This is a genomic window from Rhizobium leguminosarum bv. viciae USDA 2370, assembly GCF_002008365.1.
In the GTDB taxonomy this organism is placed as follows: domain Bacteria; phylum Pseudomonadota; class Alphaproteobacteria; order Rhizobiales; family Rhizobiaceae; genus Rhizobium; species Rhizobium leguminosarum.
Genome location: NZ_MRDL01000022.1, coordinates 169536 through 192790 on the forward strand (window position 1 = coordinate 169536; position 23255 = coordinate 192790).

At 58.4% G+C, this 23255-nt stretch carries 24 protein-coding genes and 2 tRNA genes; 7 read left to right on the forward strand and 19 right to left on the reverse strand.

What is annotated here, in order from left to right; all coding sequences use genetic code 11:
• Positions 1–43 precede the first annotated feature (43 nt).
• The 4 genes from BS629_RS09885 to BS629_RS09900 form a co-directional block, all read right to left on the reverse strand.
• Positions 44–487 carry a cupin domain-containing protein gene (locus BS629_RS09885; protein WP_018244724.1) on the reverse strand — a complete coding sequence of 148 codons (444 nt, stop codon included), beginning with the start codon at positions 485–487 and terminating at the stop codon, positions 44–46.
• Positions 488–626: 139 nt separating this feature from the next.
• Positions 627–1334 (reverse strand): ABC transporter ATP-binding protein, encoded by a 708-nt coding sequence (locus BS629_RS09890; protein WP_018244723.1) that lies wholly within the window; start codon positions 1332–1334, stop codon positions 627–629.
• A complete protein-coding gene (locus BS629_RS09895) occupies positions 1324–3066 on the reverse strand; it encodes a branched-chain amino acid ABC transporter ATP-binding protein/permease (RefSeq protein ID WP_018244722.1) in 1743 nt (580 codons plus the stop codon). Before BS629_RS09895 ends, BS629_RS09890 begins: the two co-directional genes overlap by 11 nt.
• A 2-nt stretch (positions 3067–3068) precedes the next feature.
• Positions 3069–3920 (reverse strand): branched-chain amino acid ABC transporter permease, encoded by an 852-nt coding sequence (locus tag BS629_RS09900; protein WP_077988127.1) that lies wholly within the window; start codon positions 3918–3920, stop codon positions 3069–3071.
• Positions 3921–4293: 373 nt separating this feature from the next.
• Between BS629_RS09900 and BS629_RS09905 the strand changes: the two genes are divergently transcribed.
• Complete coding sequence (locus BS629_RS09905) at positions 4294–5295, forward strand: LacI family DNA-binding transcriptional regulator (RefSeq protein ID WP_018244719.1); 1002 nt, start codon at positions 4294–4296, stop codon at positions 5293–5295.
• A gap of 206 nt (positions 5296–5501) precedes the next feature.
• Here BS629_RS09905 and BS629_RS09910 read toward each other — a convergent pair whose 3' ends face one another.
• The 4 genes from BS629_RS09910 to BS629_RS09930 form a co-directional block, all read right to left on the reverse strand.
• Positions 5502–6035: a carboxymuconolactone decarboxylase family protein gene (locus BS629_RS09910; protein WP_018244718.1), complete on the reverse strand. Its 534-nt coding sequence runs from the start codon at positions 6033–6035 to the stop codon at positions 5502–5504.
• A 174-nt stretch (positions 6036–6209) separates the two neighbouring features.
• A complete protein-coding gene (locus BS629_RS09915) occupies positions 6210–6983 on the reverse strand; it encodes a fumarylacetoacetate hydrolase family protein (protein ID WP_018517297.1) in 774 nt (257 codons plus the stop codon).
• A gap of 424 nt (positions 6984–7407) precedes the next feature.
• A complete protein-coding gene (locus tag BS629_RS09920; RefSeq protein ID WP_018244716.1) occupies positions 7408–8172 on the reverse strand; it encodes a LuxR family transcriptional regulator in 765 nt (254 codons plus the stop codon).
• A 716-nt stretch (positions 8173–8888) separates the two neighbouring features.
• Positions 8889–9977, reverse strand: a complete 1089-nt coding sequence (locus BS629_RS09930; protein WP_018244715.1) for a hypothetical protein — start codon at positions 9975–9977, stop codon at positions 8889–8891.
• A 602-nt stretch (positions 9978–10579) separates the two neighbouring features.
• On the opposite strand from BS629_RS09930, the gene BS629_RS09935 reads away from it, so the two are divergent.
• The 4 genes from BS629_RS09935 (at position 10580) to BS629_RS09950 (ending at position 14699) form a co-directional block, all read left to right on the forward strand.
• Entirely contained in the window at positions 10580–11155 is a 576-nt protein-coding gene (locus tag BS629_RS09935) for a hypothetical protein (protein WP_018244714.1), read from the forward strand.
• 103 nt (positions 11156–11258) lie between these two features.
• Positions 11259–12974 carry a type I secretion system permease/ATPase gene (locus tag BS629_RS09940; RefSeq protein WP_018244713.1) on the forward strand — a complete coding sequence of 572 codons (1716 nt, stop codon included), beginning with the start codon at positions 11259–11261 and terminating at the stop codon, positions 12972–12974.
• A gap of 14 nt (positions 12975–12988) precedes the next feature.
• Complete coding sequence (locus tag BS629_RS09945) at positions 12989–14413, forward strand: HlyD family type I secretion periplasmic adaptor subunit (protein ID WP_018244712.1); 1425 nt, start codon at positions 12989–12991, stop codon at positions 14411–14413.
• A 7-nt stretch (positions 14414–14420) separates the two neighbouring features.
• Positions 14421–14699 (forward strand): IS3 family transposase, encoded by a 279-nt coding sequence (locus BS629_RS09950; protein WP_018244711.1) that lies wholly within the window; start codon positions 14421–14423, stop codon positions 14697–14699.
• 977 nt (positions 14700–15676) lie between these two features.
• Here BS629_RS09950 and BS629_RS09955 read toward each other — a convergent pair.
• The 10 genes from BS629_RS09955 to BS629_RS10000 form a co-directional block, all read right to left on the reverse strand.
• Positions 15677–15752: transfer RNA gene (locus tag BS629_RS09955), tRNA-Phe, on the reverse strand.
• A gap of 282 nt (positions 15753–16034) precedes the next feature.
• Complete coding sequence (yacG, locus tag BS629_RS09960; RefSeq protein ID WP_018244709.1) at positions 16035–16247, reverse strand: DNA gyrase inhibitor YacG; 213 nt, start codon at positions 16245–16247, stop codon at positions 16035–16037.
• A 132-nt stretch (positions 16248–16379) separates the two neighbouring features.
• Positions 16380–17000: a Maf-like protein gene (locus tag BS629_RS09965; RefSeq protein WP_012755992.1), complete on the reverse strand. Its 621-nt coding sequence runs from the start codon at positions 16998–17000 to the stop codon at positions 16380–16382.
• Positions 17001–17057: 57 nt separating this feature from the next.
• The gene (gene infA / locus BS629_RS09970) at positions 17058–17276 is read right to left on the reverse strand and encodes a translation initiation factor IF-1 (protein WP_003545338.1); all 219 of its coding nucleotides are present in this window, start codon (positions 17274–17276) and stop codon (positions 17058–17060) included.
• Between the two features lie 123 nt (positions 17277–17399).
• Positions 17400–17885 (reverse strand): arsenate-mycothiol transferase ArsC, encoded by a 486-nt coding sequence (locus BS629_RS09975; protein WP_018244708.1) that lies wholly within the window; start codon positions 17883–17885, stop codon positions 17400–17402.
• A complete protein-coding gene (locus tag BS629_RS09980) occupies positions 17882–18355 on the reverse strand; it encodes a UPF0262 family protein (RefSeq protein ID WP_018244707.1) in 474 nt (157 codons plus the stop codon). Before BS629_RS09980 ends, BS629_RS09975 begins: the two co-directional genes overlap by 4 nt.
• A gap of 4 nt (positions 18356–18359) precedes the next feature.
• Positions 18360–19658 carry a histidinol dehydrogenase gene (gene hisD / locus BS629_RS09985; RefSeq protein ID WP_018244706.1) on the reverse strand — a complete coding sequence of 433 codons (1299 nt, stop codon included), beginning with the start codon at positions 19656–19658 and terminating at the stop codon, positions 18360–18362.
• A 56-nt stretch (positions 19659–19714) separates the two neighbouring features.
• The gene (locus tag BS629_RS09990) at positions 19715–20146 is read right to left on the reverse strand and encodes a DUF2948 family protein (protein WP_018244705.1); all 432 of its coding nucleotides are present in this window, start codon (positions 20144–20146) and stop codon (positions 19715–19717) included.
• Between the two features lie 157 nt (positions 20147–20303).
• Positions 20304–21596, reverse strand: a complete 1293-nt coding sequence (gene murA / locus BS629_RS09995; protein WP_018244704.1) for a UDP-N-acetylglucosamine 1-carboxyvinyltransferase — start codon at positions 21594–21596, stop codon at positions 20304–20306.
• 107 nt (positions 21597–21703) lie between these two features.
• Positions 21704–21898 (reverse strand): hypothetical protein, encoded by a 195-nt coding sequence (locus tag BS629_RS10000; RefSeq protein WP_018244703.1) that lies wholly within the window; start codon positions 21896–21898, stop codon positions 21704–21706.
• Positions 21899–22052: 154 nt separating this feature from the next.
• Between BS629_RS10000 and BS629_RS10005 the strand changes: the two genes are divergently transcribed.
• Positions 22053–22127, forward strand: a tRNA-Thr gene (locus BS629_RS10005).
• 257 nt (positions 22128–22384) lie between these two features.
• Positions 22385–22627, forward strand: coding sequence for a DUF982 domain-containing protein (locus BS629_RS10010; protein WP_018244702.1), 243 nt, complete (start codon positions 22385–22387; stop codon positions 22625–22627).
• Positions 22628–22918: 291 nt separating this feature from the next.
• Here the strand turns inward: BS629_RS10010 and BS629_RS10015 are convergent, their stop codons facing one another.
• Complete coding sequence (locus BS629_RS10015) at positions 22919–23179, reverse strand: hypothetical protein (RefSeq protein ID WP_018244701.1); 261 nt, start codon at positions 23177–23179, stop codon at positions 22919–22921.
• Positions 23180–23255: the final 76 nt, after the last annotated feature.

Genomic DNA, 23255 nt, shown 5'->3' on the forward strand with positions numbered 1-23255 from the left:
TCAGTTGGTCCACAAGGTCAGATTGAAATTGGATCATCGGGCCTCACAGGCCGTCATCGTAATCCGTCATATCGGGGGTCCGTGCGCCAACCAGCACCACGGCGATGGTTGCCGGTTTGTCGCTCTTGTTTCGCCAGGCGTGACGCGTTCCGTTCTGTACGAAGGCGTCGAATTGGCGCAAACGGGTCTCATTGCCACCGTCGAGTTCCATCCAGATCTCGCCGTCCAGAACAATTCCATAATCGACGGTGGGAGTTTGATGTTTGCCATCCGGCTCGAAGCGCTCGGCCAAACCTGGACTGACCGCCATGTTCTCCGCGAGTGCCGCCGGACCATCAAAATCCGGAGACATAAAAACGGCATCTGGTGGGAACGTTAGCACTAGGAAGCGGGTTTCGCCGGGCTCCGGAACGAAGCTTGTGACCAGCGGAGTTGGATCGGTTCCGTTGAATGGAATGGCCGTGGACGTCGAAGTCGACCAGATCATCCGCGATACCAATCCAGGGACCGTCCTGAATATGTCTGTGCGGGGAACGGCGCCGTCCTGGGCGAACCGGGCAGCACCCTGACTGCCGTGTTCCGTCACGACGCGCCGGAGATGTGAGGGAACTCTCCCGTTCGAATTTTCAGATACCAAGATACGCCTCCCTGATGCTTGGATCATTGATGAGAACCTCCGGCGCTCCGGAGGCCGTTACGCGGCCTTGCTCGATCACGTAGGCCTGATGGGCAATTTCTAGCGCCTTGTTCACGTTCTGCTCGACGAGCAGCACCGCTACGCCTCGCTCATTGATCATCTGGATGATTTTGAACATTTCCCCGACGATCAAAGGCGACAGCCCGAGCGACGGCTCGTCCATGAGCAAGACGCGCGGCTTGGCCATCAGGCCACGGCCGATCGCAACCATTTGCTGCTGCCCACCAGACAAGGAGCCCGCCAACGAATCCTGGCGCTCTTTCAGAATAGGGAAAAGCTGAAACACCTCAGCGAGCGTGGCGTCGCGCTCCGCCCGAGCGACCGAGCGGTAGGCACCGAGCAACAGATTGTCGAGGACCGTCATCGCCGTGAAGAGACGGCGCCCTTCCGGGACCACTGCTATGCCGTAATCGCAGACCCGATGGCTCGGCACCTTGGAAACGTCGTTACCCTCGATAACGATCTTTCCTTTGTGCGGCCGGAGAATTCCGGCGATGGCATTGACCAGCGTGCTCTTCCCTGCGCCGTTCGGACCGACCACCGAAACGATCTCGCCTGGCTTTACACTGATAGACAGGTCCCACAGAGCAATCGCATCTCCGTAGCCGACCTCGATCTTATCGACCTCAAGCAGCATGACTGGCCCCCAAGTATACGCTGACCACAGCGGGATCTCTCATCGTTTCGCTTGGATGCCCAAGCGCCAGGACCTTGCCTTGATCCAGTACCGCGACGCGGTCCGCCAAGGCGACAACCGCCCGCATGAGGTGTTCAACGAAGATGATCGTCGTACCGCCAGCCTTGATCCGCTTGATCATTTCAACCGCGTGGTCGACCTCGGCCGGATTCAAGCCACAGAGCACCTCATCAAGCAGAAGCAGACGCGGTTTTGCGGCCAGCGCTCTCGCGAATTCGACAAACTTTCGGTCATGCAGGTTCAATGCTGCGGGGAGCACGCCGGCCTTCTCAGCCAGGCCGGTAAAGGCGAGCGCCTCCCTGGTAACTGCGTCGACCACAGCCGCGCCCATGCCATCTGCGCTACCAAATTTGGCGCAGAGCTGAACGTTTTCGAGGACGGTCAGATTATCGAACAAGCGCGGGATCTGGTATGTCCGCGCCACGCCCTGCTGCGCGATCAGATGTGGTGACCGACCGGAAATCTCCTCGCCTTCCAATGTGATCGTACCGGAGGTCATGGTGTAGTGGCCGCTGATCATGTTGATCAATGTGGACTTGCCGGAGCCATTCGGCCCAACCAGAGCCAGGATTTCACCCCGCCAAACGTCCAGCGTCACGCCAGTCAAGGCGCGGATACCACCGAACGATTTGGTGACATTCTCGCATTTGAGAAGCACCGGACCGGAACCTGCTGCGGCTAGAGGCGCGAACTGAGTAACGGCCTGAGCAGCCGTCTCCGGTGCGCCACTTCCGCCGCGCCTGTCGGCAAACCTGCGAATAAGGCTGGGGACGATGCCGGACGGCAGCACCAGGATTACAACTATCAGTGCAAGAGCAACGCCGGCACGGCCGAATTCCGCATGAGCGCCGCTGACGATAGCGCTCTGCAACACGGTGATGATGACCGCGCCGATCGCAGGCCCAGCCCAATGGCGAGCGCCGCCGAGGATGCTCATGAGCACGACATAGAGAGGAACGGTCACCGCAAACGTCTCGCCAACCGTGACGTAGCCTACATATACGGCGTGAATCGCACCCATTCCGCCTGCAAGTGCCGACGAAATCGCAAACGAGATCAGCTTATAGCGAAATGTCGGAACGCCTTTGACCTCTGCAACGTCTTCATCGTCGTGGATTGCGAGCAGGCCCTGACCGAATTTACTGTGAAAGATGAAGTAGGATGTCGCCAGCGAAGCAAGAACCGCGATAAGCCCGAACATGTAAAGGGAGCCGGACGCCGTCACACCGATCATCGGGATTTCGATCCCCGAGAGGAATACGCCCGTGCCCGAGTCCAGCGAGGTGTTTGACACAATGGCCGCGACGACGAACGTCACCGACAGCGTCAGCAGCGCGAAGAACTCACCGCGCAGAGCTGCGGAACGAAAGACAACCAAGCCAATCAGAGCGGCGATCGCGGCCGCCAGCAGCGCTGCAGCAGGTATCGTCGCGACGAAAGGCCACGACAACTGCGTCGTCAGCGTGGCGGTTGTGTAGACACCAATCCCGAAAAATGCTGCGTGACCAAAACTCCAGTAACCCGTGTAACCGCTCAGGATGCCCCAGCTCGTCGCCAGCACGACCCAGAAGAAGATGATGTACAGATAGGAAAGGTAGTAATCCGCCATTCCCAGGTAAGGCAGCAGAGCCAGGACCGCTACGATAGGCGCCGTGATTAGAAGCTTTTTCATAGTCAAATCACCGGTTTGCGCAAGAGGATGACGATGAGCACGCTGAATGCTACGAGCGGCGCCCAAGCGGGATTCACAACGGACATGGTAAGGCTTTCGGCCACGCCAATCAGCATTCCGGCGCCCAGCGCACCGATGGGGCTGCCCAATCCTCCAATGATGGCGACGGCAAATACGACCCCTATCCAGGCCTCGATTTGAGATGGTGCCAAAGTTCCGATCAGGGCGATGAAAACACCCGCGATACCCGCTGTCGCAGAGCAAAGGCCAGCCAGAATATATGACACGCGAGCAGAATTGATGCCGAAGGCTGACGCTACGGGGGCGTCATGAGCGGCCGCACGCAGCGCCTTTCCGAGCATGGTCTTGTTCAACGCGTACCAAGCCACTCCAGCAAGCACCCCGGCGCAAACAAAAGCGGAAAGATCCAGCACGGGCACAAAGATCGGACCGAGCCGGATGGTGGTCTGGGCATAGGGTGTTTCATAACGAAGGAAGTCAGCCGACCAGATCCATTGGATCAGCGACTCGATCAGGATCGTGACGCCGAACGTCACCAGGAGAGACGCGAATTCCTTCACCTGAAAGCGTACGAACACACTGTGCAGCGCAACGCCGAGCGCGAAAAACAGCGGCGCGATCACCAGAACGCTCAAATATGCCGGGACGCCATAAACGGTGCCAAACTGATAGGTCAGGTAAGCGCCAAGGAACGCCAGCGCGAAGTGACTGAGGTTCACCAGCTTCAACAAGCCCCAGCTCAGGCTGAGACCCATCGCCAGCAGGCCATAGATCCCACCCAGCAAGACGCCACCAACAGCGGATTGCAAGAAAAGAGCAAGGGTCATCAGCATCCACGTCCTTCTGTGGATACGATGATCGGTTCCAGGAGCACCAGACCATCCATACGTTATGCCTCCTCCATTTGCGCTAACGTTAGCACAAATATTCGTCCCACAACGAAGCCTCTGTGTCAACAGCATTCCGCAGGTTAATTCGTTGGCGGGTCCTTCTGCGAGCGCGGGGACACCAGGTAAAATATCTAAAATTTTTAGATCAACAGTTTGAAAATATAGAAATTTATAAACGCATCTTGATCATCGCGCCGATGCATCAGGGGCGAAAATTCGAGCACGTTGATTTGGCATAATCGTTTGCGATTTCGGAGTTTGACAACCGGGGCGTCAATGCTATCGTTGGCGAAAGTGATCATTAGAGCCAAGCACAATGGTAACAATTAAAGATATCGCCGCCACACTGCAAGTTTCACCTTCAACCGTAGGTCGCGCTCTTGCCGACGATCGACGCATCAGCGTCGAGATGAAGCGAAAGGTGAACGAAGCTGCAACTCAAGCGGGGTACGTTGCCAATCGTTCCGCACGCATGATGCGTGGGGTTCAGAGCAATCTCGTTGGGCTGATCGTCCCAGATATCCGGAACAGCTTTTATTCAACTATTGCCCATGCTCTCTCGCGGTGCCTTCTTTCAGCGAATTACCAGCTGACCTTGTGTGAAACCGATGACGACAGAATGCACGAGCTTCGCCACATCAAGGAACTCACAAGCGTCAACGTCGCCGGGATCATTCTGGTCCCGAGCGCAAAACCTCATCCGGATTCTGCGCGAATCCTGAAGATGACGCCTCACATCCAACTGCTGCGAAAGGCACCGCTGCTCGGCGAACAATGGTTTGGGATTGATGACAGACGGGCGCTTTACGAAAGCACTGAACATATCATCAATGAAGGTCACAAACGGATCGCTTATATCGGCGGCACGGAAGAGCTTCCCACTGGCGCAGCCCGCGTGCAGGGTTTCCGGGATGCGGTGAAGAGCTCCGGCCAGACGATCACCGTTCATGAGGAACTGGGCGCGCCTTCGTCACCCGAATTCGGACGCGAGGCCGTGCGTCGCCTTCTTTCCTTAAAGGATCGACCGACGGCGCTTGTGATCGGTGCGGTACAAAACACTTCCGGAGTCATTGATGAAATACAGGACCAGGCTTTGCGCGTTCCCCGCGACATTTCCGTCATCGGGTTTGGCGATGAACTTGGGTATCGGTGGTGGGGGCCGGGACTTACGACAGTCCAGTTGCCTGTTTCGGAGTTGGCAACGGCTTGTGGGCTCTGGTTCCTGCATCATCTTCAGAACAAGGGCGACCTAAGCAAGCCCTACAGCTTCATCTCTCCGCCCCAGTTGATCATTCGCGGCAGCACGAGCGCTCCGTGAAACGCCGGCAGGATGTCGATCTCCCGCAGCAAGCCGCCAAATCAGAGAGAGGCGCCCGTCCGGCGACGTGCACCTCTCTTTGATTGGCTGCGATTCATCCCATATCCCCGGGCCGGACGCTGAAAGCTCTGGAATGATCTTGATGAGACGCCGCCAAAACTATGCGGCAAGCCGAGGCGGACGCCGCTTCCACGCCGCCCGCTTGCTCACCGGTACCCTTCCTCAAGGTCGATTTTCAACGCGCCCATGAGACGAACACCGGAATTGTACCAGGCGACGTTGATTGCGAGTTCGACAAGCTGCTTCTCCGACAGGAACTTTGCAATCCCGTTCCACACTTCATCGGAAACATCGACGTGCAGCGTGGAGTCCTTGGCAAAGGCCATCACAGCCTTTTCCTGCTCGTTAAAAAGGCTCGAGGTCTCGAAGTCCGGAATTGCTTGAAACTGCTCTTCCGTCAGGCCTGCCTTGAGGCCATGAGAATGGTGATGCTTCACCTCGTACTCGGAATTTGTGCAGTATCCGACAGTAAGGATCGCCATCTCACGCAGCTTCGGGCTGAGGTCAGCAGCCCGGACCGCGTTTGCGTAGGTCAAGAAGTCGTCGAGGATCGCGGGAGCATTGGCGAGCGCAAGGAAAATATTTCCGGTCGGAACCTTCCTCTCCTTCAGCAGGCGCTCATTGAGCGTGGGTTGCGTCTCGGCCAGTTCGGTATTCGGGATATATTTTACTCGTGCCATTTCTCCGCCCTCAGCTTGTCTTCGCAAATCTTCCTGCCCGAAGGTCTATGGTCAAAACCGGCCCTCGGCCAAATGCTAACGTTAGCATTAATAACACTCGAAAACTTAAGGTCAACCGAAATTTTCGCCGCGTAAATGCAAAGCTGTTTGTCAAGAATCGCCGCTCGTGACTACTTAATGCGGCGCAGGAACCACGGGATTCTTCAAAACACCGATACCGGGGATTTCCACCTCAAGATCGTCGCCGGGAACGATCGGACCGACACCTGCAGGCGTACCGGTCATGATCACATCGCCGGCCAGCAGCGTCATGAAGCGACTCAAGTAAGCAACGATGTCAGCAACCGAGTAGACGAGGTCTCGCGTATTCCCCGCCTGTTTGACGGTGCCGTTCTGACGAAGGATGACGTCAAGGTTCGTCGGATCGAGATCTGTTGTAATAGCCGGACCCATCGGCGCAAAAGTATCATAGCCCTTACCCGCCAGCAGGCAACCGAACTTGCTTTCCTGCCGCTGTATAATGCGGTCACTGATATCATTGCCACATGTGTAGCCGAGGACGTGCTGCAAGGCATGTTCCTTGCTGATGTGGCGTCCGCCTTTGCCTATGATGGCGACCAGTTCCGCCTCGTAGTGGACGATTTCGCCATCACTTGGATATTCAATGGCATCTCCGTTGCCGCTCGCTGCCGTGCTTGGCTTCATGAACAGCACCGGGAGCGTCGGCTGCTCTTTTCCGGACTCGTCGGTGTGCTGCCGGTAATTGTACGCGACCCCAAATATGCGAGGCCGCTCTACCGGGCATAGTAGGCGGACGTCGTAAAGATAATCCATCTGCCCGGTTCGCTCGATTGCCTGGAAGGGATCGCCAATAATCCGCTCGATCCCGCCCTCGCTTTCGACCCCGTAGTGAATTCCATCGGCTGACTGGTAGCGTACAATCTTCATTGGGACCTCCATTTTTGCTAACGTTAGCGCAAGCACGGGGATTTCGTCAACATACTTGCCTTCCGTCTTCAGCCAAGTCTTCCGTAACAAGGCGGTTCGGGCAGCTGCGCCGATCGCCGACCTCGAGAATGGGGCCGCCCGCTCCTGGTATCGATCTTCCACCGCAAATGGGCATACGCCTGCTCTGCGTCTCCCCGTCCTCTCTGCAGCGGTGGGCGACCGAGACGGACGCGGTACCGGTTTGATAACTGGCAACCGACGATGGACCGTGTGGGGTCAAGAAATGCGGCTCGTTGAGGTTCTATAGGGCGGGCGACAAACCCTGATGCGAGATTATGGGATATCCGCTGACAGGCTTTGATGCAGCCCCTGCCGAAGATCGTTGCTCAGAACGCCAACATGGCAATCAGCAATTGGACACTGCCTAACTCGGCGAGACGTCGGGCCCACCGGCGGCTCTTTGAATCAAGCGGGCAACCACTTCAGTGCGGTTCTGCGCCTGCAACTTGCGCATAATGTGTTGCAAATGCATCTTCACCGTATGCCCCGATAAATTGAGTTTTCCTGCAATTACCTTATTTGAACAGCCGCATTGCAACTCTGCGAGGACATCCGCTTCCCGGGGAGTGAAATCAGCAAACGCCAAGTACTGCGTCCTATCATCCAAGCTCTTTTCGGCATCATTTCGGGCCGGACTATGCTCGCTCGAGTCGTTTGTACCAGCTCCCAATAGCTGCGGGAAAAATGTTCCTCCAGCCAGGACGAGGCGAAGACCGGCAAGGGCAATGTCAATGGGAAGTGAAGTCGAGAAAAGGCCGCGGATGCCCATCTTGAGCGCCTGACGGGCTATGATGGCGTCATCCGTACCTGAGAGCAACGTGACAGGCGCCTCAGGAAAACGTGCCGCAATCGCCGCGAGATCATCCCGCAGGCTGGTGCTCTCAACACCTCTGCCGGCCAGACCTAATACAATCAAACGCACCTCAGCTCCAAGAGCTCGATCGAGACTCTCGGTCGAGATCAGATCTATAACGTTCCACCCGGTGAGTTCACGCTCAAGAAGCTTCACCACGGTGGTGCGCGCCAATGTAGAATGCTCAACGATGATCACAGTTGGTGCATTGCGCCCCGTACGGCGCCTAGTTCTATCAATGTCGGACACTTGCGTGCTCCCCAAGAGTATTTGCAACGCAACAGCTGATTATATTATTCCTGTTCTCACTACATGTCATGATAAAAAGTGAGTGTATTTCAGATATCAATAGTCTGATCTCTCATGATAATTCTTATAGTCTATAAGATTTCATCGATAGATAACTGGGCTTGCAGAGAACATTTAAGAGCTTTTTCGTGTAGGCTTGCTGGTTCGACTTGTCGCTGCAGACTTTCCAGCCTTCGCCGAATTCACGTACGGCAAGGGGGTCAACAAAGCTTTCAAAGGTACTGTAAATGCAACCGATCTGCGACAGACCCATTTAGGAAAGAGCCATTGGATAGAACGAACTGCCGATCGGCCGGGCTTTGTTTCCATATCTCAATTCAAAACAGTCGCAGACCCGGCAGCAAAATGACAACCGCGAAAAGAAACAAAAGCCTGAGATCGCTGATTACCCGTTATGATTAGTAAAACGGCGCTCTAATGACGCGTTAATACCAGTTGTTTCGCTCAGGCAGCACTGCGCCGGCACCGCCAGATGCCGGACAGGGTCAGGGCACCTGGCGGCCGAAATCGGCGGCAATACTGATGAGGTCATGGTGGAAGGTTCAGCATCTCAGTGAGCCCGCCGTTCAGTACCATGGCGGCCAAGGATGCGAATGCCGGGCGGCGGAAACAATATGGCTTGAAAGATCGCACGAAGAACGGTTTCGTGGAGTTGAGCCTCTGCTACAGGTGGAGTCCATCTGCTAGCTGTGCATGAAGTCCAGAATGTCATTTACGAGAGCCGAATGGGCGTCTGTGAGGTTCCCCTCTCCGCCGTGGCCCGCGATACCGGCCAACTGGAGCGCGTGTTGGTCATAGAGAACATGATCGATCTGCTGGGCGTCCGCCGTCCCGCCGGCGGGAACGGCAATGTTGATGGGATGGAAATAGCCGAAATTGACATCGACCATGCTGCCGGTTGACGATCCGTCCCCACCGCCGCCACCCGCGTGATTGCCGGTAAAAATCGTATCTGACGACAGGTTAAAGCCACCGCCATTGCCGCCGATGCCTGCGATCTGCACGGTGCCCTGATCGAAAATGACATTGTTTGTCTGATGAGCCTCCGCCGAGCCGCCTGCGGCGCCCACGGCGATGTTGATCGGTGAGAAGATGGCAATACTGACGTCGACCATGCTGCCGACGAAATATCCATCGCCGCCATGACCCGCATAAAAGTCGCCAGTCAATGTGAGCGCAGTTCCCGGGCTTATCGACGGGCCATGGCCCGCGACGTTATGGTCTCCGCCCGAACCGCCCATGCCGCCGATCTGGGTTGCGCCCTGCAGGAACAGGGCGTTGTTCGATTGGTCGGCGTGAGCCTCCGCGCCAGGGCCTGCAGCCACGGCAGTATTGACGGGGGCAAACAGCGCGACTTCGGTGCTGACCAGTCCACCGTAGAAGAGCCCGTTGCCGCCAGTGCCGGCATGATTGACGCCATCGCCGCTGCCGATGGCAACATTGCCGCTTCCACCATTCCCGCCTATCCCAGCCATTTCGGTGGGATGCTGATTGATGAGCGCATCGTTGCCTTGGAAAGCGTCGGCACCCGAATGAGGTCCTGCAATAGCGGCATTGGACGGCATGAAGACGGCCAATGAATTGCTGCTGATCACGCCTTCGCTTATTCCATCGCCACCGCTGCCGGCGGAATTATAGCTTGGACCGGAAGCGACATCCAATGGAAGCCAGGTCGGCATCAGCGCCAGATGCCCCGCGGCCACGTTGGAGGCGAGGTGTTGATCGGTGCCCGCCTTGGGCAAGTCTTCCAATGAGGAACGAGTTTCCGCCATTACCGTCTCCATTCGCGGTCAACCGCACGGCCACCGAGCGTGCGGCGCTATGCAGCCTGAATTGTTCAGGCATTGTGCATCTGAACGCCGGAAAAGCAGAGCCTGCAATTCGTCTACATCTCATCGGCTAGTACTGTAGCCATTTGGCTGTCATGGCCGCGGCGCCCGTTGCGCGAGTTTGCAAGCACTCAATCCCCGTTTGGGTTAGAGGCCCTACATCTTGCACACTCGTTCTCGCGGCGGGTCATGAAAGCGTTTCACCTCCAAGCGGGGTCTCCTGCGCCAAGCGCAGCCTGATCAGAACCCCGGAATGCAGCCGGTTCGCTTGGGTGGCCGTTGCTCCGAAAAACGGCGTCGCTTCGACGAGGTCGCAGACATGATCATGACCATGCCATCCGGCCGCAAATCACTTCGTACTAATCCTAAATAACGTTCCGTCGCCTGCAAGTATATATCCGAATTGACATCACCGAATATCTAGATAGTTCACAGATTAAATCGCAGGCATTATTCGATTGCGGTTGTATTGGCTGGCGGTGACATGCTGGATACCCACGCCGTAAAAGTAACGTTGACGAAACGAAGTAGAAGGAGTGACATCAATGCCTATTCCACAGATATCTGACACGATTCAACTCCACAACCCGGATGCCGGTGACGCGAAAGCCGGCAACGGCGGTGATGGCCACAACGATGGGAACATCAACTACAACCCGGTTGCATATGTAGACCCCGTGCAAACGGTCTACGGGGCAGATACCCATCTGCACAATGGCGATCACGTTTGGCAGAAGGCAGATTGGGACGCCGGCAGTGGCGGAGACGGTGGCTTTGCTCAGGCCAAGAACGGCTTCCTGGCGAAGATCACGAACAGCGGCGACGGCGGCGCGGGGGGAGATTCCCACTCCAACGGCAGCCAAGGAAACTCGAGTGGCGGCGACACGGCCTCCGTGAATGCGGCTACGACCGCGACACAATATACGCAGCTCGTGGCCGATCAGCATGCCACCATCCTCGCCGGCGTCGGCGGCAACGGCGGTAATGGGAACAACGCTCTCGGCGGCGACATCTCGTCAGCATTGGTTCACTCGGATCCTGAAACGACGACGGTGAACAATTCTCTCGATCACTTCATAAACGCCTTCGGCCATATCGACGTCGACCATCTCGGCTCATGAACTCAAACTCTGAGGGTCGCCGGTTTCGGCTGGCGACCCTCCTGAATTGCTGAACCAGCACGCAGTCTTTTCTCGTCAGTATCAAATCCAGCGAGAGCTGATAATGACAACGATTTCCATAAAGCCATTGCGCCCGCAGACACAGCTCGTTGTCGCGCTCCGAGCCTGTGCCGGAGCCTTCGGGTTGGTCTTCCTCTATAGCTGCGGCTACAATCTCTTTCTTCTGGCGCCGTCCATCTATCTTCTGCAGATCTATGACAGGGTCCTGTCGAGCAGAAGCGCCGACACGCTCCTGATGCTGACGATGATCATCGCCATCGCCGTGCTGGTCGGGTCCACGCTGGATATCGTGCGCAGGGCAGCTCTTTCGCGCATCGGCAGCTGGCTGGACCACAGGCTGCGGCCCCTGGTGCTCACCGCATCATTCGAATATGCCACTCGCGCCGATACGGGAGCCGCCACGGAGTGCTACAGGGACCTGGCCGCATTACGCCAGTTTCTCGATTCACCGGCCAGCTCGCTTTTTTTTGACGTTCCCTGGGCGCCGGTCTTCCTGCTCCTGCTCTTTCTCGTTCATCCGCTGCTTGGGACCATCGGTCTTCTGAGCGCCGTTGCACTTCTGCTGTTTGCGTTCCTGACGGAACTGGCGACGCGAGAGCCGCTTGCCCACGCCAATCTTGCCCTTTCGATGAGCTATCTCAGATTTGCGACCGCCCTCAAAAACATCGAGGTCATCAGGGCAATGGGCATGCAGGATGGCGCAGCGCAGATCGTCTATCGCGATGCAGAAATGGCCAGAAGGGCGCAGGACATCGCGATGCATCGCACGGAGATCATTATTGGTTTCTCCAAATCGATCCGCACGCTCGCGCAGATCCTCATGATGGGATCGGCGACATGGCTGGTGCTCATAAACAGCGGCAGTCCCGGGATCATCTTCGTTGCGAGCCTGCTGCTCGGGCGCGGGCTTGCACCAATCGAGGGGGCAATAGGTGCATGGCGCTCCTTTACGTTTGCGCGCAATGCCTTCCGTCGCTTGAACAGAATGCTGATAGCAGTTGCATCGGAACGCGACGGCCGAATGGTGCCGATACCGGAACCCAACGGCCTCGTTCTCGATAACGTCAGCTATATCAAGCCATTCGCCGATCGGCCGATATTGACAGGCATCACATTGCGCCTCGCGCCCGGCGATTGCATAGCGCTCATCGGTCCGTCGGGATCAGGGAAATCGACACTGGGTCGCATCATAGCAGGCGTTGTGCAAGCAACGAGCGGATGCGCTCTTCTCGGCGGGGTAGATATTTCGGCTCTGCGCCTTTGCGGGGGGACTCGCCACGTCGGATATCTGCCGCAAGACATCGAACTTTTCGGAGGAGCGATCAAGGATGTGATCGGCCGGCTGGACGGAGGAGATCCCGGCAAAGCGATCGATGCCGCGAAGCTGGTTGGGTTGCACGACGCGATCATGCGGCTGCCCCAGGGCTACGAGACCGATATCGGTGAAGGTGGAAACCTGCTCCTTCGAGCGCAGCGCCAACAGCTGGGACTGGCACGGGCGGCCTATGGAAATCCGTCTCTGATCGTTCTCGACGATCCGAATTCGAGCCTGGATTATGACGGCGAACGGATGCTGTTTGCGGCAATCGAGCGCATGAAATCCAGGGGGATGACCGTCGTGATCATAACTCACCGGATGGGGATCCTGCCAGTCACCAACAAGATTGCCATCATGCGTAACGGGACTGTGGCTGCCGTCGGCGACAGTGAGCGAATTTATGAAACTTATCTTCAACCACCGTCTCGAACAGGAACGTAGGGAGAAACGCCGCCATGACCCTTGTTCAACTGGACGCAACGCCGGCGAAATTTTCAAATTCGCCAAGGACGGGTCGGCGGTTGGCCAAGCAACAGACGGCCTATTTGCCGGTGATCGAGGCGAAACAACGCGGACCCGCGCCCTCCTCGCCCATGCCGGGGCTCAGAGGCGTTGTCTGGACGGGCAACCTGTTGATCCTGGTCTTCATCGTCGGATTGGGGATCTGGTCGGTTCTGGCGCCGCTGAAAAGCGCTGCGGTCGCATCGGGCGTCATCGAACCGGAATCCAGCCGCAAGACCATTCAGCATCTGGAAGGCGGGATCGTGCGGCGGATCCTCGTCAAAAACGGCGATGCTGTCATGGCCGGGCAAATCGTCATCGAGATCGACGATACGAAGTCTCGCTCGGAGCGCGACAGCATTCAAGGGCAACTTTGGGAGGCCGAAGGAAGCCGCGCTCGCCTGCTTGCGGAGCAAACGGGCGGCGACCATGTCGCCTATCCTGGGAATCTCAGGGCAGCAATGGCCAAATATCCCTTGGTCGGCGCGATTCTGATTGGGCAACAGAAAATTTTCGAAGCCCGTCGCCGGGTCATGCAGGCGGAAATTCAGATCGCCAATGAAAAAATCGCGCAGGTGCGGCAGGAAATTGTCGGACTTGGCGCGCAGAAGGCGGCGCTGGCCGACAGAGCCGCGATCTCTCGGCAGGAACTGGATCAGGTTACGACCCTTAACGCCAAAGGACTGGAAACAAAAGGCAGGCTTCTCAACCTCCAGCGGGAAAGGGCAGACCTTGATGGCCAGCAGGGTGAAGTGGAGGCGCAGATCTCCCGCGCCTACCAGGTGATCAGCGGGTCACAGGCCGATCTCGCAAAGCTTGAGAGCGACCGGTTGAGCGAAGTCGCACAAGGCATGCGCGAGACGGAAAGCCGGATCATGCAACTGCGCGAGCGCTTGCGGGCGATCGACGACCAGCTTTCAAGGACTTATATCCGCGCTCCCGAAGATGGAACGATCATGAACCTGCGCGTCCACACCGCTGGTGGGGTGATCGGCGCGGGTGAACCGCTGGTCGATCTTCTGCCAGGCGCCGATCGCCTTGTCGTGTCTGCCCATGTCAGGCCGGAAGACATCAATCTCGTCCATGCGGGGCTCGAGGCACAGGTTCACCTCCTTCCATACAATCAGCGGCGCGTTCCACTCCTGAAAGGCCGGGTCGAGTATGTTTCAGCGGACCGTCTCATCGATACGCAGAACGGCCAGCCCTACTTTGCCGCGACGATCCGTGTAACGGACGAGCGGCTGGCGAAAATGAGAGATGTCGAACTGGTCGCGGGCATGCCCGCACAGACACTAATCGAAACGGGCGAAAGCAGCGTGGCGCTCTATGCCATCAGACCACTCCTCGACAGTTTCAACAGAGCATTTCGCGAGGACTGAGGCGGTGATGGGCAAGAGAAAATTCGACGACAACCAGATTACCGGTATTCTGAAGGAGCACCAAGCCGGGGTGACGGTGGCAGATGTTTGCCACAGGTACGGCATCAGCGAGCCGACCTTTTATCGGTGGCAATCCTTGCAGTCCGGAAATGTCGGTCTCCATGCCAAAAGATTGAGAGCACTGGAGGAAGAGAACCAGAAGCTCAAGAAGCTTTTGGCCGAATCCATGCTCTCGGCGGCAACACTGAGCGAGATGCTGGCGAAGACATCGAAAGGGCGACACTAGCCTCTAAACAGAGGGGTTTGTGTTGGCCGCCTTCAGGCCCTGTATCAACGCGACTGGGGTCTATCTGTTGCCGTCGTCTCCGGTCAGGTGATGCTAGAAGTTTGCATCGACAGCATAAATCGTCGGCGCACCGAAGCAAACCTAGCGGCTTGGACTGCCCATAGCGGATCGAGAATGGAATCGATGGAACGCAAAAATTGACTGGAACGACATCGCCATCCCGCCGCGCTCAGTTAGCCGGAGCGCTCGTCAACCCAGTGATGCGTGCCACGTAGGCCGTCGTTTAATACCAGCGTCCTCGGCCGTACCAGCCGCCGCCGCCTAGCAAAAGAAGTATCACAACGATTATGAGAAGGGTTGTGAGATCCATGTGCGTTCTCCTTGGGGACCACCACCATCTCGTTCGCGCCCGACGGGCGTTGCTCATGGTGGGACTCCCTTGCTTACAACGGCAATGACCGGGATTGGTTCCATTCGATGACCACTACCCGGCCGGCGACGACCTGGGCGGAGTTTAAACTGGGCCGGGAGGGCACACTCAATCTCCACAGCCCCTCCGCCAGCGTACCGGCCGCCGCAAGGACGGAAAGCTGCGAGGGGTGAACCCGGCAGCGCGTGGTATCAACGGCTATCTATCGCTTCGTGGCATCCGGCCACGGCTTGGCGATGACGAGGGCGCACCGTCAACCTGGTTCTGGCTGAGGCCTCAGACACACCCGTCGCAACCATTCTGCGCGAGATGGGCGAGGACTACGCAACGATCGCTGAGATGCTCGGGCAGAAGACCGAGGCCATGGCCAAGCACTATTCGCGTCTGGCTGACACATCCAAGAAGATGGCGAGACGGTCAGCGATCTCGATGCCGAGGTGAACAGACGAAAACGAAAAGCGTCTAGAAGACAAAAATAGTGTCTAGACGCGGCCGGACCGCGTTAACATAAGGAACTAAAACATGCGCAAAAGCGGTGATTTATGAGTGGTGCCCAGGACCGGAATCGAACCAGTGACACGCGGATTTTCAATCCGCTGCTCTACCAACTGAGCTACCTGGGCTAACCTGCTTCCGATGGCTCTTTTCAAGAAAAGAACCGCGGGGCCTTGGTTCACCCCGGAAGCGAGCGGGGTTATAGCATCTTGTTCGCCCATGGCAAGCGTCAAATGACTCTTTTTTGACGGTCTTGCCGGCTTTGCCGATTCATGAGGAAAAATAAGACCTTCGCGGGCGGAATTCTCTGAAGAGCGTCGCGTCAAAGCGGACTCATATGACCCGCTTTAGATCTTTGATCGATGCATGTCTTTATTCCAAATCGCTGTGCACCGTTGGTGCGCCATGCACTAGCTTTCCTCATCGGGATAATCGGCCTTGGTCTCGTCGTCGGCAACCGGAATGGCATAGGCGCCGGTCAGCCAGCGGGAGAGATCGGCCTCGCGGCAGCGGTTGCAGCAGAAGGGGTAATGTTCGCGGTGGGAGGGTTTGCCGCATTCGGGGCAAGGGCGCGTCTTGCGCAGCGGTTCGACCTTGGCGGCCGCTTTCTTCTCTTCAGGCATATCTGTCCGTCCTAAAGCATGTCGCGTAAAAGTGTGCAGCGGTTTTTGCGACAACGACATGCGTAAAAACAAAGCCTTAAAGCGCGAGGGATCTGAAGGATCGTGACGCGCTTTAAGCATCGGCCGTCGGGCTCAGCCCTCGGGCCACCGGCTATGCACATCGAAGCCTTCGCCGGTCAAAAGCAGAATGGTTTCATAAAGCGGCAGGCCGACGACATTGGTATAGGAGCCCACCATCTTCTGCACGAAGGTGCCGGCGAGGCCCTGGATGCCGTAGGCGCCTGCCTTGCCGCGCCACTGGCCGGAGGCCAGGTAGTTCTCGATCTCGAAGCCAGAGAGACGCTTGAAGCGTACCTTGGTCTCGACGATCTTCTGACGGATCTTGCGATCCGGCGTCACCAGGCAAACGCCGGTGTAGACCATATGGTTGCGTCCCGAGAGGAGATGCAGCGAACTCAACGCCTCGTCGGCGAACTCAGCCTTGCCGAGAATGCGCCGGCCAACGGCGACCACCGTATCGGCAGACAGGATATAGCTGCCCTTCCAGGTGATATCGCCCTTGATGGCGGCAAGGGCAGCTTCCGCCTTCTCAGCCGAAAGCCTGCGGGCGAGCGAACGCGGATGCTCCGACTTCTTCGGCGCCTCGTCGATATCCATCGGCATCAGGCGCGAGGGCTCGATACCGGCCTGGTTGAGCAGGTCGACGCGCCGGGGCGAGCCTGAGGCCAGAATGAGCTTGTATTTCAGCGCCATGGAACCTCGACCATCGGCAGACGGGAGCAAAAACCCTTGCAGGACCTTCGGGCAAGCTTACTTGAAACGGTAGGTAATCCGGCCCTTGGTCAGATCGTAGGGCGTCATTTCCACAAGCACCTTGTCGCCGGCGAGAACGCGGATGCGGTTCTTGCGCATGCGGCCGGCCGTGTGGGCGATGATCTCGTGTTCGTTTTCGAGCTTCACGCGGAACGTCGCATTCGGCAGAAGTTCGGTGACGATTCCCGGGAATTCGAGGACTTCTTCTTTAGGCATATAAGTGTTTTCTTCCTGTGGGTTGAATAGGCAGCGCAGCGCGCGCCTTTAAAATTTGGGCGGAAACTACACAATCAACGCAGGTTTGTGAACCTTGTTGAACGGCCTTTCCTTTATTTGTTTTCATGCCGATTGCGCAGCAATGCCATTTCGTTTGAGTAGCCGGCTTTCGATGAGGCCGGCCAGATGATCGCGGACCTCGCGGTAGCTCTCCAGAATCTGCTCGCGCGTTCCGATTGCAACCGTCGGATCCATCGTCGGCCAGTAGACGACATCGACCGCATTCGACCGGGTCAGCTCAAGTGCCGCATGATGGGCCTGCGGCGACAGCGTGATGATCAGATCGAAGTAATCATCCTCGAGCTCTTCCAGCGTCTGCGGCTGGCGGCGCCCGAGGGAAAGACCGATCTCGTCGAGCACGACATCCACGAAGGGATCGCGCTCGCCGGCGCGAACGCCGGCGGACCTGATATAGGTATTGGCCGGCAGAATGCTACGGGCGATCGCTTCGGCTATCGGCGAGCGGATGGCATTCATCCCGCACATGAAGAGGATGGCGCCCGGCCTCTTTCCCTCCTCGACGTCGACGGGCCGCTCCATTGCCGTCATCCGCGCCAGTAGAGCACGCAGACCAGCGTGAAGAGGCGCCGGGCGGTGTCGAAATCGACCTCTATCTTGCCGGCCAGCCTATCCTTCAGCGTCTGCGAGCCTTCATTGTGGATCCCGCGCCGGCCCATGTCGATCGCCTCGATGCGGCTTGGCGTCGACGAACGGATCGCTTCGTAATAGCTCTCGCAGATCATGAAGTAATCCTTGACGATCCGCCGGAAGGGCGTGAGCGACAGGATATGGGTGGCGACACCGCCACCCTCGTCGGTGGTGATGGCAAAAACCAGCTTCGAATCGACCAGCGAGATGTTCAGCCGGTAAGGTCCGCCGACATGGCCGAGCGGCTCGAAACTATTCTCCTCGATCAGATCGAAGATGGCGACGGCGCGTTCATGCTCGACATCGGGCGTCGAACGGCCGATCGTATCGTCAAGGACGACGTCGCAAAGCCGGAATTCGCCCTTCGCCATGCCCTCACCTTTCGAGGTTGAGGCGGATCGCGACCGATCGCGCATGGGCATCGAGGCCTTCGGAAACGGCAAGGGCGATCGCCGCCGGGCCGAGGGTGCGCAGCTGCTGCGGGCCGAGGCGCAGGATCGAGGTGCGCTTGACGAAATCGAGCACCGAAAGACCGGACGAGAAGCGCGCCGAACGCGCCGTCGGAAGCACATGGTTCGAACCGCCGACATAATCGCCGATAACTTCAGGTGTATGGGCGCCGATGAAGATCGCGCCGGCATTGCGGATGCCGTCGAGCAGCCGGTCCGGATCGACGACGGCGAGCTCCAGATGCTCGGCAGCGATGCGGTTTGCCAAAGGTATGGCCTGTTTCAGATCGGCAACCAGGATGACCGCGCCGAAATCGCGCCAGCTTGCTGCCGCCGTCTCAGCCCGGTTCAACGTCTTCAGCTGGCGTTCGACCGCCTGCTCCACCGCCTTGCCGAATGCTGCATCGTCGGTGATCAGGATCGGCTGGGAACTGACGTCGTGCTCGGCCTGCGCCAGGAGGTCGGCGGCGATCCAATCCGGATTGTTGTCCTTGTCTGCAATGACAAGCACTTCAGAGGGGCCGGCGATCATATCGATGCCGACGGTGCCGAAGACATGGCGCTTGGCAGCAGCGACATAGGCATTGCCGGGGCCGGTGATCTTGGCGACCGGGGCGATCGTCTCGGTGCCATAGGCAAGAGCCGCGATCGCCTGGGCGCCGCCGACACGGTAAATCTCGGTGACACCGACAAGCTTGGCGGCGGCAAGCACCGCCGGATTGACGGCGCCGCCAGTGGCAGGAACGGCGATGACGATGCGATCGACACCGGCGACCTTGGCCGGCACGGCGTTCATCAGCACCGAGCTCGGATAGCTCGCGGTGCCGCCCGGAACATAGAGCCCGACCGCTTCGATCGCCGTCCAGCGCGAGCCGAGACCGACGCCGAGGTCGTCCTCGTAGATATCGTCCTTCGGAAGTTGCCGGCGATGGTGGGATTCGATGCGCAGTGCGGCGAGCTTCAGCGCGCCCAGCACTTCCGAGGGCACCGCTTCGACAGCAGCGTCGATTTCCTCTGATGTGACGCGCATCGGGACGGTGGCGAAATCGATGCCGTCGAATTTCAGCGAATATTCGGCAAGCGCGACATCGCCACGGGCGCGCACGTCATCGATGATGGCGCGAACGACGATGTTCACATCCTCGGAGACTTCACGCTTCGTCGTCAGAAAGGCGGCAAAATGCTGCTCGAAACCTTTCGATGCCTGATCCAGCCAGATTGCCAAGGCCGATATTCCTTCTCAACTCGAAACTGCGATGTTCAAACTCAAGGCGTCAGGCCCTAGAGGTGGCGAGGCTTGGAAGACGCCTCCCAGGCGCCGCCGATATCGGCCAGCTGGACCTCGATGCATTCGACATCGAGCGCAATCGAGGCCGTGCCCGACAGCGACAGCTCGATCGTGCCCTCCGGCCCCTCGCCCTTCTTCTCGAAGCGCAACGCCAGCAGCGACAGCACCTCGTCCCGCTTCTGACGGTCGATGCCGAGCGAGCGGACGGCAAGCGCGCGCTTGAAGACCAGGGCAGCGCGGCGACGCTCGAAACCCCTGCGCTTGCGCTCGGCACCTTCCCAGACGAAACGATTGACGGCAAGCGCGAACTGCGCGTCGCGCGGCGACCAGTCGATGTCGCCGACCTTGAAGACGCTGTCCTGCATATGCGCGGAAATGATCGCAAGATCCTCGTCATCGAGCGCAACAAGCTTCAGGTCGGTCATTCAGTCTCAATCCCATTGCCGGCCGAAGCCGGGCACCGCCGGAATGGCGATGCGTCAGACAAGGGAAATAAGGCGCTGCGGCCAATTACGCAACCGGGATAAGGATCGCCTTAGATCCGGATTCCGATTTAAGGAGTTATGCTCCAGCGCCCGTTCCTCACTCGCTGATGCGCTCGACGATGGCGCCGCAGCGGGTCAGCTTCTCCTCGAGCCGCTCGAAACCGCGGTCGAGGTGATAGACGCGGGACACCGTGGTTTCGCCCTCGGCGGCAAGGCCGGCGATGACCAGCGAGACGGAAGCGCGCAGATCGGTCGCCATGACAGGCGCGCCGCGCAGGCGCTCGACACCCTCGATCTTCGCCGTCTGGCCGGACAGTGAGATCCTGGCGCCGAGGCGGGCAAGCTCCTGCACATGCATGAAACGGTTTTCGAAGATGGTCTCGGTGACATGCGAGACGCCTGAAGAGCGGGTCATCAGCGCCATGAACTGCGCCTGCAGATCGGTCGGGAAGCCCGGGAAAGGATCGGTGACGATATCGACCGGCTTGATGCCGGCGCCATTGCGCTTGATGCGCATGCCATTGTTGGTCGACGAGATTTCCGCACCGGCGCGGCGCAGCGTTTCCACCGCGGTTTCGAGCAGCGCCACATCGGTATTCTCGAGCACGACGTCACCGCCGGCCATGGCGACGGCCATGGCATAGGTGCCGGTCTCGATGCGATCCGGCAGGACGCGGTGGCGGGCGCCGGAGAGCGAGGTGACGCCTTCGATGGTGATCGTCGCCGTGCCGGCGCCCGATATCTTGGCGCCCATGGCGTTCAGGCAGTTGGCGAGATCGACGACCTCAGGCTCGCGGGCGGCATTGCCGATCACCGTCGTGCCGCGGGCAAGCGTTGCCGCCATCATCATCACATGGGTGGCGCCGACGGAGACCTTCGGGAAGGTGTAGCGCGCGCCGATCAGGCCGCCAGCCGGGGCCTTGGCGTTGATATAACCGGCATCGATCTCCATGCTCGCGCCGAGCGCCGTCAGGCCCTCGATGAAGAGATCAACGGGGCGCGTGCCGATGGCACAGCCGCCCGGCAGCGACACGCGGCAATGGCCTTCGCGCGCCAGCAGCGGGCCGATGACCCAGAAGGAGGCGCGCATCTTCGAGACCAGTTCATAAGATGCTGTGGTATCGACGATGGTGCGGCAGGTGAAATGGATCGTGCGCGAATAGGAATCTTCCTGGCGCTCGCGACGGCCGTTGACGGCGACATCAACGCCGTGATTGCCGAGAATGCGCATCAGCAATTCGACATCGGCCAGATGCGGCACGTTTTCGAGCGTCAGCGTATCGCTGGTCAGAAGCGAGGCGATCATCAGCGGCAGTGCGGCATTCTTGGCGCCGGAAATCGGAATGATGCCATTCAGCTCATTACCGCCGACGATTCTGATACGATCCATGTGCGCTTACGGGCAGCGCCCGCCTTTCCTGAAAGTTCTGCCTTAGAATAAGGAGTGAGGTGTTTAGGGGATTTCTCAAGACGCTTCAATTCGCGACGGACGGAACATTACGATTCGTCCATTTTTGCGGCGGGCAGCCCATTTGTTTCGTCGGCCTGGCCCGAACGGCGGGCGCGGACCTGCTGTTTGCGTCGCCCCAGATTTTCCCTGAGCTTGTCGGCGGCGCGCTCGCGGCGCAGTTTCGCCTGTGCCTCGATCGCCTCTTTGCGGCTCTGCTGGCCGGTTTCGGTCTTTTCGTTCATGGGAACAGGATTAGCTGAATTCGCGCCGATCCAAAAGGCCCTTCGCCGCAATCGACGCGAAGTTGGAATTTGCAGCTTGCACTGGCCGCCAAGCTGTGGCAATAGCCCCCCGTTCTCGCGATTGAGCCACATGGCTCGCACGGGTCCTGGTCCTGCTGCCGTAGCTCAGTGGTAGAGCACACCCTTGGTAAGGGTGAGGTCGGTGGTTCAATCCCACTCGGCAGCACCAGTTTTCTTGAAAAGACAGTCAATCTCGACTCCACCCTTCCCGGCGAAAACACCTTATAAGGTGGCGTTTCTCATCAGTTGGCGTCCATAGGCTTTCCTGTCATGGGTTGAGGCGAAACCATTCGTCGCGGCATCAGTGACGATCCACCCATTTGCCGACGGTGAAAATCGCGCTAGAGTATTAGCTATCGCAGAGTCTCCCCGGAGGAACTGGGAGATGTTGCGCTCATTTCTGTCGAAAATCGTGGAGGAGCGTCGATGGCAACTGAAAGATGGAACAGCCCGGTCAAGGTTGGTTTCGAAAATGCCGATGCGCGAACGGTCAATGGTCCGTTCGATGCGCTGAAGTGCCTGGCGGATCTCTGGCCGAGTGTGCGCGGGCTTCGTTATATCAAGGCCCGCAGCACCTGCCGGGCAGCGCTCGATGGGCGCAAGAGCGTGGAAGAGGCGAGAGCCGAGTTTCTGGCGGCAGCCGAAGAGGCGAAGCTGAAGCTTCATTGAACTGGCGCATAATCCTTTCCGAAAATCGATTCCGATTTTCGGGGTTATGCGCTGCACTTCGGTCAGGATTTCCAGACCGCTTCAGGTCGTTCGTAAACGGAACGTGCCGGAACGGGACAATGCTTTAATTTTACTTAACCCTGCATCGAACTCGCGCCGGGTTTTGGTGCAGCAGGCGTTGCGCCTGGTACAGGTGTATTCATAGAAGATGGCCAGCCATCATGATGATGGTTAGAGGCTCGTCACCTCTGCGGTAACGCAGGCGAGCCTCGTCCGAGCAAAGCGGTTGTTTCAGCAGTCCGCGCCGCCCTCATTCTCCACTTCGACATAACCGACACCAATGATCGTGCCATCCGCCGCGCGGATGAAGGACGGCAAATACTGAGGATCTGCCGGCGTGCAGGCGACGGTCCCGGTATATTCGTTGAGGGCGATCTGGTCCTTCGGCAAAGCGGAATAATTCGTGCCGGTTTCCAGCGAGGCGTGGGCGGATCCGGCAAAGACACCGCCTGTTATCAAGGTCATTGCAGAGATGCGAAGAAGCGACTGCATGGGGGTCTCCAGCGTTTAGGTCCGGCCTTTCAACACGTGGGAGGGTGTTTTGGTTCCCTTCATGCATCGCAAAGAC

Coding starts and splice junctions, on each gene's coding strand:
- BS629_RS09885 (WP_018244724.1), bottom strand. CDS start 487: ATGATCTGGTCGACTTCGACGTCCACGGCCATTCCATTCAACGGAACC.
- BS629_RS09890 (WP_018244723.1), bottom strand. CDS start 1,334: ATGCTGCTTGAGGTCGATAAGATCGAGGTCGGCTACGGAGATGCGATT.
- BS629_RS09895 (WP_018244722.1), bottom strand. CDS start 3,066: ATGAAAAAGCTTCTAATCACGGCGCCTATCGTAGCGGTCCTGGCTCTG.
- BS629_RS09900 (WP_077988127.1), bottom strand. CDS start 3,920: ATGCTGATGACCCTTGCTCTTTTCTTGCAATCCGCTGTTGGTGGCGTC.
- BS629_RS09905 (WP_018244719.1), top strand. CDS start 4,294: ATGGTAACAATTAAAGATATCGCCGCCACACTGCAAGTTTCACCTTCA.
- BS629_RS09910 (WP_018244718.1), bottom strand. CDS start 6,035: ATGGCACGAGTAAAATATATCCCGAATACCGAACTGGCCGAGACGCAA.
- BS629_RS09915 (WP_018517297.1), bottom strand. CDS start 6,983: ATGAAGATTGTACGCTACCAGTCAGCCGATGGAATTCACTACGGGGTC.
- BS629_RS09930 (WP_018244715.1), bottom strand. CDS start 9,977: ATGGCGGAAACTCGTTCCTCATTGGAAGACTTGCCCAAGGCGGGCACC.
- BS629_RS09935 (WP_018244714.1), top strand. CDS start 10,580: ATGCCTATTCCACAGATATCTGACACGATTCAACTCCACAACCCGGAT.
- BS629_RS09940 (WP_018244713.1), top strand. CDS start 11,259: ATGACAACGATTTCCATAAAGCCATTGCGCCCGCAGACACAGCTCGTT.
- BS629_RS09945 (WP_018244712.1), top strand. CDS start 12,989: ATGACCCTTGTTCAACTGGACGCAACGCCGGCGAAATTTTCAAATTCG.
- BS629_RS09950 (WP_018244711.1), top strand. CDS start 14,421: ATGGGCAAGAGAAAATTCGACGACAACCAGATTACCGGTATTCTGAAG.
- yacG (WP_018244709.1), bottom strand. CDS start 16,247: ATGCCTGAAGAGAAGAAAGCGGCCGCCAAGGTCGAACCGCTGCGCAAG.
- BS629_RS09965 (WP_012755992.1), bottom strand. CDS start 17,000: ATGGCGCTGAAATACAAGCTCATTCTGGCCTCAGGCTCGCCCCGGCGC.
- infA (WP_003545338.1), bottom strand. CDS start 17,276: ATGCCTAAAGAAGAAGTCCTCGAATTCCCGGGAATCGTCACCGAACTT.
- BS629_RS09975 (WP_018244708.1), bottom strand. CDS start 17,885: ATGACGGCAATGGAGCGGCCCGTCGACGTCGAGGAGGGAAAGAGGCCG.
- BS629_RS09980 (WP_018244707.1), bottom strand. CDS start 18,355: ATGGCGAAGGGCGAATTCCGGCTTTGCGACGTCGTCCTTGACGATACG.
- BS629_RS09990 (WP_018244705.1), bottom strand. CDS start 20,146: ATGACCGACCTGAAGCTTGTTGCGCTCGATGACGAGGATCTTGCGATC.
- murA (WP_018244704.1), bottom strand. CDS start 21,596: ATGGATCGTATCAGAATCGTCGGCGGTAATGAGCTGAATGGCATCATT.
- BS629_RS10000 (WP_018244703.1), bottom strand. CDS start 21,898: ATGAACGAAAAGACCGAAACCGGCCAGCAGAGCCGCAAAGAGGCGATC.
- BS629_RS10010 (WP_018244702.1), top strand. CDS start 22,385: ATGGCAACTGAAAGATGGAACAGCCCGGTCAAGGTTGGTTTCGAAAAT.
- BS629_RS10015 (WP_018244701.1), bottom strand. CDS start 23,179: ATGCAGTCGCTTCTTCGCATCTCTGCAATGACCTTGATAACAGGCGGT.